This window comes from Bradyrhizobium sp. (assembly GCF_019244115.1).
Classification (GTDB): domain Bacteria; phylum Pseudomonadota; class Alphaproteobacteria; order Rhizobiales; family Xanthobacteraceae; genus Bradyrhizobium.
On sequence record NZ_JAFATE010000338.1, the window covers coordinates 1 to 9,209 of the forward strand.

At 65.1% G+C, this 9,209-nt stretch carries 6 protein-coding genes; 2 read left to right on the forward strand and 4 right to left on the reverse strand.

Going from position 1 to position 9,209, the window contains the following annotated elements:
* The 4 genes from JOZ76_RS14975 to JOZ76_RS14990 form a co-directional block, all read right to left on the reverse strand.
* On the reverse strand, positions 1–416 hold a 416-nt coding region (locus JOZ76_RS14975; RefSeq protein WP_291699400.1), incomplete at its 3' end, for an MFS transporter.
* Positions 417–534: 118 nt separating this feature from the next.
* Complete coding sequence (locus JOZ76_RS14980; RefSeq protein WP_291699401.1) at positions 535–1,482, reverse strand: DNA-methyltransferase; 948 nt, start codon at positions 1,480–1,482, stop codon at positions 535–537.
* Between the two features lie 73 nt (positions 1,483–1,555).
* Positions 1,556–3,220: a glycosyltransferase family 39 protein gene (locus JOZ76_RS14985; RefSeq protein WP_291699402.1), complete on the reverse strand. Its 1,665-nt coding sequence runs from the start codon at positions 3,218–3,220 to the stop codon at positions 1,556–1,558.
* Between the two features lie 310 nt (positions 3,221–3,530).
* Positions 3,531–4,205 carry a Crp/Fnr family transcriptional regulator gene (locus JOZ76_RS14990; RefSeq protein WP_291699403.1) on the reverse strand — a complete coding sequence of 225 codons (675 nt, stop codon included), beginning with the start codon at positions 4,203–4,205 and terminating at the stop codon, positions 3,531–3,533.
* Between the two features lie 223 nt (positions 4,206–4,428).
* Between JOZ76_RS14990 and JOZ76_RS14995 the strand changes: the two genes are divergently transcribed.
* Positions 4,429–6,441, forward strand: coding sequence for an AsmA family protein (locus tag JOZ76_RS14995; RefSeq protein ID WP_291699404.1), 2,013 nt, complete (start codon positions 4,429–4,431; stop codon positions 6,439–6,441).
* Positions 6,442–6,799: 358 nt separating this feature from the next.
* On the forward strand, positions 6,800–9,209 hold a 2,410-nt coding region (locus JOZ76_RS15000), incomplete at its 3' end, for an adenylate/guanylate cyclase domain-containing protein (protein WP_291699405.1).

The window sequence follows — 9,209 nt, forward strand, 5'->3', positions numbered from 1 at the left end:
CGGTCCGGAAACCAGCGGACCATGAGGCCGATGATGCCGATATAGACGATGCCGGTTCCGATGCCGCAGAGCAGGCCGTAAGTGAGATAGAGACCGATCAGGCTGCTCACATGAGCGGACGTAATCCACCCGAGGCCCGACAACAGACATCCCACGGCAATGAGGAGCCGCGGACCGAACCGATCGATCAGATAACCCTGTGCCGGCGACAACCAGGTTTGCAGCACGATCAAAATCGTGAAGGTGACCTGAATCGCCGGAAGCGTGGCGCCGAGCGCATCCTGAAATGGTTTTGTGAACAGCGTCCAGACATATTGCGGGCTGGAGATCGACATCATGGCGATCAGCCCGAGCCCAAGCTGAACCCAGCGCGTCGAGGCCGCCGACCCGCGCGTCTCCATCAAAGCCGTCGTCATTGTGCAATTCCTCAAGAACCCGGCGGGGTACGATAGGACCGGTTCGGCCGCTCGGGCAAGGCCAGCCAGGAGGCAGGGTGATGAATTGCACAGCTGCGAAGCGGGGATTGCCTTCGGCTTATTTGTCCGGGTCCGCTCGCGCCCGAAGCACCGGATGGTCCAGCCAGTGTTGATCCTCGATCAGCACGTAATCCTCTCTGTGGCCAATCTGCTCAAGCTGCCGCCCGACATAGGTCAGGAATGTTTCGTCAGCGTCCGTCGAGATCGAGTGCCGGCCGGTCTCGATCGCGACGCGCGTAGTGACGCCGCTGCCGGCAAAGAAATCGAGCACCGTCGATCCCGGATAAGACAGCGCGCGCACGATGCGCGCGATCAGCGCCTTCGGCTTCTGTGTCGGATGGCCGACGCGCTCCTTGGCATTGCCGTTGAGCCGCGGGATGCGCCAAACATTGGTCGGATTGATGCCCTTGTCGAGATTGTCGGGATTGAGGCGCTTGTCGCGCTTGTAGGCCGCGAGCCGCTCAGGCTCCAGGCGGGTGCGCACCGCATCGAGATCGAAATAGTATTTTGGCGTGCGCGCGAACCAGGCGATCTCCTCGTGCCGGTTGGCGAAGAAGCGCTGCGCGCTCATGCCGTTCGGATAATTCCAGATGATCAGATTGGCGAGCCGCATCGAGCTGTGCCGGCGCATCCAGCTCATCAGGCTCAAGAGATCGCCGCTGCCCGCTTCGCCCTGATATTGCAGGCCGCCGAACAGCACGAAATTGCCTGCGGGCGAGAGCACGCGCTCGACCTCGGCCATCCACTGGCCCGCCCAATCGACGTAATGGTCGAGATCGTCCCAGACCGCAACGTTGATGTTGTAGGGCGGATCGCAGATCACGAGCTGGATCGAACCCGCGGGTATCCTGCGCAGCGTGGCCAGGCAATCGGCGACGGCCGCGACATGGGAGGTCCGCCCCGTCAGCAAGGGCACGGCCGCGCGCACCGACGAATGCAACAGTCCCTGCTTGCGCAGGCGATTCATCCCGATATGGCCGGCGTTGCGATGGGATCTGTTCGACATTGTCCAGCGGGAGCATCAACTCCCGGCAGATTATTCGGTGCCCGGCCGCGGTCAACCCGACGGAACGGACCGGTCAGTCCATCGGTACGCCGCCCGATGTCTTGCGCTCCCATTTGGTGTGGGTGCGGCGTACGGCACTGAAGTCCTCGACCCCGGACGAAGGCGGGGTGACTTTCTTCGATGTCGGAGGCACCAGGAAAGCGACGAAGCGACCGCTGGCGCCGGCTTGGCCCAAAAGACTCGACTCGACGACGATCTCGTAGCGGATAAAGCGGGGCGCGCGCGCAGCTACCTTCTGAAGAGAAGCGGCGCAATACGCGTCGCCGCTAAAGCACATCGCCGCCCACCCGTCATCGAAGCTCGCATCCAGTGGCAACCGCTCGGTGATCGGGTGCACGAGGCGGATGTCGTAGACCGGGTGATCGGGACTGTAGAAGGCCAGCGCGAAGGCGAGGTCGTCGGTGCCGCCGGCGACGCGCAGCGGGGCATCGGTCTCGGCGTGCCAACGGCGGGTCAGTTCATCCGCAGCCTGCTGATAGAAATTGCGGCCCTCGCCGAACGGATGGCTGTTGCGATAGAGCGCATGTGCGGGCGCTGCCACGAAAGCCGTGACCAGCGCGAGACCGCCGACCCAGGCCGCCAGATTGACAGAGGCCTTGCGATCGATCGGACGCCTTGCCCCGCACACCATCACGATGATGAACAGAAACAGTCCCTGCAGCGACCAGATCGCCAGCATGTCGGTGCCCAGCGCGATCGCCGTGATTGCCGGAAAGACGATCGTGCCGGTGCCAATCACAAATAGGAGCCGGAGGCCAGGCTCCATCGTGGCAAACTGCTGCACGACAGTTACGGCGCGCTGTTTGGCCATCCGCGCCCAGATCGCCGCAGGCACCGCAAGCATCAGCACGGCGGCAAGCGCGAACAGCGCGGCGTCGATCACCGACGGGCCGAGCGCCTTGCCGGCATGCCGTACCCATGCATCGACGCAGGGCTGGGCACCGGTCGTGGCAAGCCAATAAATGTGAGGCGCGAGCGCGACGAGGCCCGTTACGACGGATACGTAAGGCGTCAAGGAGGCAAAGTAGGCGCGCCGCTGCGGGTGACAGATCGCGGCAAGGGCGAAGCCCCCCAGCAGGAACACGGAAAAATACTTGCCGAGCATCGCGAGCGCGGCGGTCGCGCCGGCGGCGACGGCCCATCGCATGTCGAGGGTTTCGAACGAGCGCAGGAAGCAATAGGTCGCAAGCGGCCAGGTCGGCAGCAGCACGGCGTTGGCGTTGAAGCGCTCGGCATGGAACTGGTAGACCGGCAGCAGCATCAACAGCAGCAGCACGACGGCGCGCTTGTCGCCACGCACGAAGCGCCGCGCGATCAGGTCGACGCACCACAAGGCGAGCGCGGCGTTGGTCATCGCCAAAAGCTGGAACGACCAGTTGGTCAGCGGAAAGATTTCCGTCCAGGCCCGCGCGGCCCAGCCCATCAGCGGCGGATGTTTGGCGTAGCCCCACGCGAGATTGCGGCCGAGCGTCCAGGTTTCCAGCACATCCGGGTGCAGGTCGCCGTCCGCATAGGCGATCACGAAATAGACCGACCAGACCGCGACGAAGGCGATCAGCAGCAGCGGAACCGCCCAGCCTTCCTCGATGCCGTCGAACCAGGTGAGGAGTGGACGGCGCCAGCGCGCCAGCGAGAACGGGGCGCGGACGGTGGCCGGAATCGGGTACGCAAGAGACATCGATACTCATACTTGTCGCTTGCAACGGGCCAAAAGCCGTCATCCCCTGCCCAAGATGCGGGCGGGAGCTGGAACCAGTCCTGTTGCGAGGCGGTTTGTTTCCGAACGTAACGATCATTAAAAATGGTTCATGTCCCAAACATTGAAGATTGATGTCCCGATTGAGATCATGTTGGGCGGCGCGGCCACATAATTGGCGACGATAAATCGGAATTTAGAAAACCGCGCCTCACGAGAGGCACGCGGCGGTGCCCCACCAAAGGGGGCGAAAAGCCGGCCCAAAATCCCCGCTCGCGCCGCCCGGCCTGCCCTAGTCGTTGCGCGCGATTGCGGCCAGCCGGCTCATGTTCTGCAGCAGGATGCGGCCGCGCTGCAGATCGAGAATGCCCTCTTTGCGCCATTGTTGCAGTTGGCGGTTGACGCTTTCGCGGGCGGCTCCAACGAAGATTCCGAGCTGTTCCTGCGAAATATGCACCTCGGCGCCAAAATCATCGGCGAGCGCGCAGAGCCGGCGCGCGAGCCTTATCGGCAACGGCTGCAGCATGGATTCCTCCATCCGCTCGCTCTGCCAGCGGATGCGCTGGCAGAGCAGCTGGATGATCTTGATCGCGACTTTTGGCTCGCGCTCCAGATGGCTGAGAAAATCCTCCCGCCGCAGCACGAACAGTTCGGTGGCCTCGCCCGCGGTCGCATCCGCCGTGCGGCTCTGGCCGTCGAGCACGGCGACCTCGCCAAACAGATCGCCGGGCCCCATGAAATTCAGGGTCAGCCGGTTGCCGTCGGAGGCGCCGGTCTCGATCCTGATCTGCCCCCGCCGCACCCCGAACAGCGCATCGCCGGGGTCGCCCTTCTGGAACAGCACCTCGCCGCCCGCCAGATGCTGGGTGTGGCAGAGATTGGAGATCCGCTGCAGCTCCTCGGCGCCGAGATCGGCGAACATCGGGTTCATTTTCAAAATGACCGCAAATTCGGCCTGCCTGCTCATCGCAATACCCGTCTGAAATCGCTATCGTCAGCCGACCACGCTCCCGAAGTGTGCCATAAGTCACATAAATTTACAGCGCCGCCGATTAGTTTCGGGGCCCTTTTGAGTGGTCTCCGCCGGCGCGATAGACTGGTCCGGAACCCACCGAACGAACCGGGATTGAGCCGAAACTGATCTGCAGAGGTTTGCGAGCGCGCGACCCGTTTCGGATTGGAATAGCGACATGAAGGCACTGAAACTCGCGGGCGCCGCCCTTGGCGTCGTCATCGTGATCCTCGCGCTGGCGCTGACGGTCGGGATTCCCTCCAGCTCTCTGACCTCCACGATCCAGGATCGGGTGGAGCGCGACACCGGCTACCGGCTGACGATCGTGGGAACGACCAAAATCAGCCTGTGGCCCAGGCTGAACATCACCCTCACCGACGTCGCGGTGAAGGATGGCCGGGATCGCGATAACGCCGTCCGTCTCACCATCGGCGGCATTGCCGCGGACATGACACTTGCGAGCGTCTGGTCGGGCCATCCCGAAATCAGCACCCTCGTGGTCACCAGACCGGAGCTCCGCGTCCCCCTGCTCCGCGACCGGCTGCCGGCGACGGCCGCCAGGGCCGCGCCGCCGCCTGACAACTTCGCAAGCGCGATCACCATCAAGCGCGTCATCATCAGCGACGGCGCGGTGGTCATGTCCAATCCGCACGACCGGATAGAGAACCGCATCGACGATATCAATGCGGATGCCCTGATCGGGGCCGATCGTGCGATCGATCTGGGCGGCCGTGCCCGCGCCGGCGACACGCCGCTCAAATTCACCCTCAAGGCGACCGCACCGGAAGGCGGCATCGCGCATCAAAACATTCCCGTCGAGCTCACGCTCGATGTCCCCGGCACCTTGCAGACGCCGCTCGCCGCCAAGGCCGAGCTGCGTCAGAGCGGGTCGGTCGTCATGATCAACGGCATCAGCGGCACGCTCGACGGCGGCGCCTTCAACGGCTGGGCGTCGGTCGATGTCGCGAGCAAGCCGCTGGTGAAGCTCGATCTCGATTTTCAGCGGCTGGGCGTGGCGCCGCCGAGCGCCGCGACCGAGCAGGCCGGGCAGCCCTGGAGCAACGCGCCGTTCAATCTCACCGGCCTGAATTATGTCGACGCGCAGGTGCGAATCTCGGCCGCCGAGATCAATCTCGCCGGTGCCCGTTTCGATACGGCGCAGACCGAGGCAACGCTCGCGGGCGGCATTTTGAAGGTCTCCGTCGCCAAACTCGGCGCCTATGGCGGCGAGGCCAATGGCGAGATGATCGTCGATGCGACCACGCCCAATCCGACCTATGCCATGCATTGCGACCTTGCCGGCGTGCGCGCGCTGCCGCTGCTGCAAAACCTTGCCGGCTTCGACAAGCTCGACGGCAAATTGCAGGCCAAGATCGGCGGCCGCTCGTCGGGCGCGAGTCAGCACGCCGTGATGGCCAACCTCAATGGCACCGCCTTCGTCAATTTCCAGGACGGCGCCATTCGCGGCCTCAACGTCGCCCGCATGATCCGCTCGCTGACCACAAGTCCGCTCTCGGGCTGGCAGGAAACGAAAGACGAGCAGACCGACCTGACCCAGCTCTCGGCCTCGTTTCGGATCGACCGCGGCCAAGCCACCACGTCCGACCTGAACCTCGTGGGTCCGCTGGTGCGCGTCACCGGCGGCGGCATGGTCGACATCGGCAACAAACAGCTCGCCTTGCGGGTCGAGCCGAAGCTCGTGATGACGACCGAGGGCCAGGGCCGCAGCTCCGAGCCGATCGGGCTCGGCCTTCCCGTCACGATCGACGGGCCCTGGAATAGCCCGCGTATCTATCCGGATATGGCCGGCATTCTGGACAATCCCGACGCCGCCTATGCCAGGCTCAAGGAGATGGGCAAGGGGCTGTTCGGGCAAAACGGCGGAAATCTCGATGGGCTGATCAACAGTCTGGGCGGCCTCGCCGGAGGCCAGTCCGGCGGTGGAACGGGGAACAGCGGGGCGACCAGCCCGCCTGGCGGCTCGCTGGGCGAGGCCATCGGCAACCTGATCCAGCAGGGTTTGCAAGGAACAGGCGGCGGGCACAGCCGCAACATTCCGAATTCCACTCCACCGCAGGCGAACGCGCCGCCGGCGCAGACCGATCCGCCCCCGACCGGGCAGGACAATCGTCAGGATCATCACGACAGCCAGCCCATGAACGACGTCCTGAAGCAGCTGTTCGGCCGGTAGAACCAGCCAACCACCATCCGACCTGGTCATACCCCCACCCCGACCCCTCCCCGCAAGGGGAGGGGAGCGAGAGAGCGGCACACTTGGCAGCACAGAGCTTGGACCACTTGCGCAGGTCTGTCGCTCCCTCCCCCCTTGCGGGGCAGGGTCGGGGAGGGGGGTACCCCGACATCGATGTGGCGTTTAGGCGCCGCCGTTCACCACGCCCTGCGGACTCACAATCGCCTCCGCCAATCTGTGCTAGACAGGCTTGGAGCGGGCAGTCTCGGTGAGCCGAGCCCGGCCGGCCGCCGCGGCGCCGGCGCGTCTCATGCATGAGCCAGCACTCGATTTGCGCGATTGCCGCGCGAGGGTCTTGATGAGCGTGAGCAAGGACAGGATCGGTTTCCTCCGTCAGGGCCTGTTCGCCAAATACGTCATCGCGCTGGTCGGCCTCGTCATATTCGTGCTCGCGGTCAATGGCTTGACCGAAACCTGGATCAACTACCGCGCCACCAGAACGGCGCTGACCGACGCCATGGCGGACAAGGCCGAGGCCACCGCCAAACGCATCGAGGAGGCTGTCGCCGAACTCGAGCGCCAGATCAGCTGGGTCACCAGGGCGGGGGTGAAGGACGAGCTGCAGCGCCGCGCCGACTACAGCCAGCTCCTGGCGCAGGTGCCCGCACTGATCCAGCTCATCCAGCTCAGCGGCGAGGGCCGCGAGGTGCTGCGGCTGTCGCGCACCCAGGTCGTCGCCGGCGCCGGCGCGGATTTTGCGCGCGACGTCCGCTTCACCGAGACGGAGGCGCGCGGCGTCAGCTTTGCACCGGCCACCTTCGACGGCACCCGGCCGGCCATGTCGATCTCGGTGGCGCATTCCGGTTTCAAGGCCGGGGTCACCGTGGCCGACATCGACCTGCGTTTCCTCGGCGATTTCCTGTCCGAGGCCCAGGTCGGCAGGATCGCCTCCGCCTATCTGGTCGACCCCAGAGGCAGGGTGCTGGCGAGTTCGGCGCGCGGGCCGGAGGTCGCAAAAGACCTGGCCGCCCTGCCCCAGGTCGCCGCGCTGCTCACGCCGGATGGCAAGCCGGTCAGTTCCGGCACCGACGCCGACGGCCATGCGGTGCTGACCGCGGCTGCGACGGTGCCAAGACTCGGCTGGATCGTGGTCTTCGAACAGCCGACCGCGCAGGCGCTGGCACCGATCCGCGACCAGCTGTTGCGTGGCGCCCTCTTGATCGGGCTCGGGCTGTTGGTCGCGATCCTCGCCGGCACGATTTTGGCGCGGCGCATGCTGGTGCCGATCACGGCGCTGCAGGCTGGCGCGCGGCGGCTCGGCGCGGGCGATTTCGCCCACCGCATCGACGTGCACACCCACGACGAGCTGGAAGAACTGGCCGGGCAGTTCAACAGCATGGCCGGCCGGCTTCAGGAGACCTATGCCGGTCTCGAATCGAAGGTTTTGGAGCGCACGCGCGACCTTGCCCAGTCGATCAACGAGCTGAAGGTGCTGGAGGAGGTCGGCCGCGCGGTCGCCTCCTCGCTCGATCTCGATGCCGTGCTGCCGACGGTCGCCGCGCGCGCCCTGGAGATCACGCAAGCCGACGCGGTGCTGATCTATGGCTACGAAGCCGCAACCCATCGGTTCAATCTGATGGAGGCCCAAGGAACAAATGAAGGCATCGACCCCGCGGGCGAGCGCGGGCATCTGTCGATCGATGACGGCGCGAGCATTTTGAAGCAGGCCGCGACGAGCGGCGAGCCGATTGCTATCCCCGACCTCACGCACGCCGATGATGACCCGTTGCGCGATGTTGTGGTTGCCGGCTTCCATGCGATGCTTGTGGTGCCACTGGTCGATCAGCAGGGTACGCTCGGCGCTCTCGTCGTGCTGCGGCGCGCGGCCGGCGATTTCCCGCATAACCTGATCGGGCTGATGCGCACCTTTGCGAACCAGGCGGTGCTCGCGATGCGCAATGCGCGGCTCTTCTCCGAAGTCGATCACAAGGGCCGCGAGCTTGCCGCTGCGCACGAAACCGTGCAGCAGCAGGCGGCGCAATTGCAGGAGCAAACCGAGCAGCTCAAAAACTGGAACCGCTCGCTGGAGCAGCGGGTCGCAAAGCAGCTCGGCGAGATCGAGCGAATCCGCAAGCTGGAGCGCTTCCTCGCCCCGCAGGTGGCGCAGCTGATCGCCTCCTCCGACGGCCAAGATGCGCTGCTCGACAGCCACCGCCGCGAGGTGACGGTGGTGTTTTGTGACCTGCGCGGCTTTACCGCCTTTACCGAGATGACCGAGCCGGAAGAGGCGATGAACGTGCTGCGCGAATATCACACGGCGCTCGGCGAGCTGATCTTCCGCTATGAGGGCACGCTCGACCGATACGCCGGCGACGGCGTGATGATCCTGTTCAACGCGCCGATCCAGTTTGCCGACCACACCGCGCGAGCGGTGAAGATGGCGGTCGAGATGCGTGATACGATCGGCACTCTGTGCGAAAAGTGGCGCAACCGCGGGCATAGCCTGGGATTTGGCGTCGGCATCGCGCTCGGCTATGCGACGCTCGGCCAAATCGGCTTCGAACATCGCCTGGAATATGCCGCGATCGGCAGCGTCACCAACCTCGCGTCCCGCCTCTGCGACGAGGCCAGGGCCGGCCAGATCGTGGTGTCCAGGCGCGTCTACGGCATGGTCGGGGCGCAAGTCGAGGCCGCACCGCTCGACGACCTCGTGCTGAAGGGTTTCAATCATCCCGTGCTCGCGATGGAGATTCTGCGCTGGCGAGGCG

Excerpts from the sequence above, each read along its gene's own strand:
- JOZ76_RS14980 (WP_291699401.1), bottom strand. The coding sequence starts at position 1,482 with ATGTCGAACAGATCCCATCGCAACGCCGGCCATATCGGGATGAATCGC.
- JOZ76_RS14985 (WP_291699402.1), bottom strand. The coding sequence starts at position 3,220 with ATGTCTCTTGCGTACCCGATTCCGGCCACCGTCCGCGCCCCGTTCTCG.
- JOZ76_RS14990 (WP_291699403.1), bottom strand. The coding sequence starts at position 4,205 with ATGAGCAGGCAGGCCGAATTTGCGGTCATTTTGAAAATGAACCCGATG.
- JOZ76_RS14995 (WP_291699404.1), top strand. The coding sequence starts at position 4,429 with ATGAAGGCACTGAAACTCGCGGGCGCCGCCCTTGGCGTCGTCATCGTG.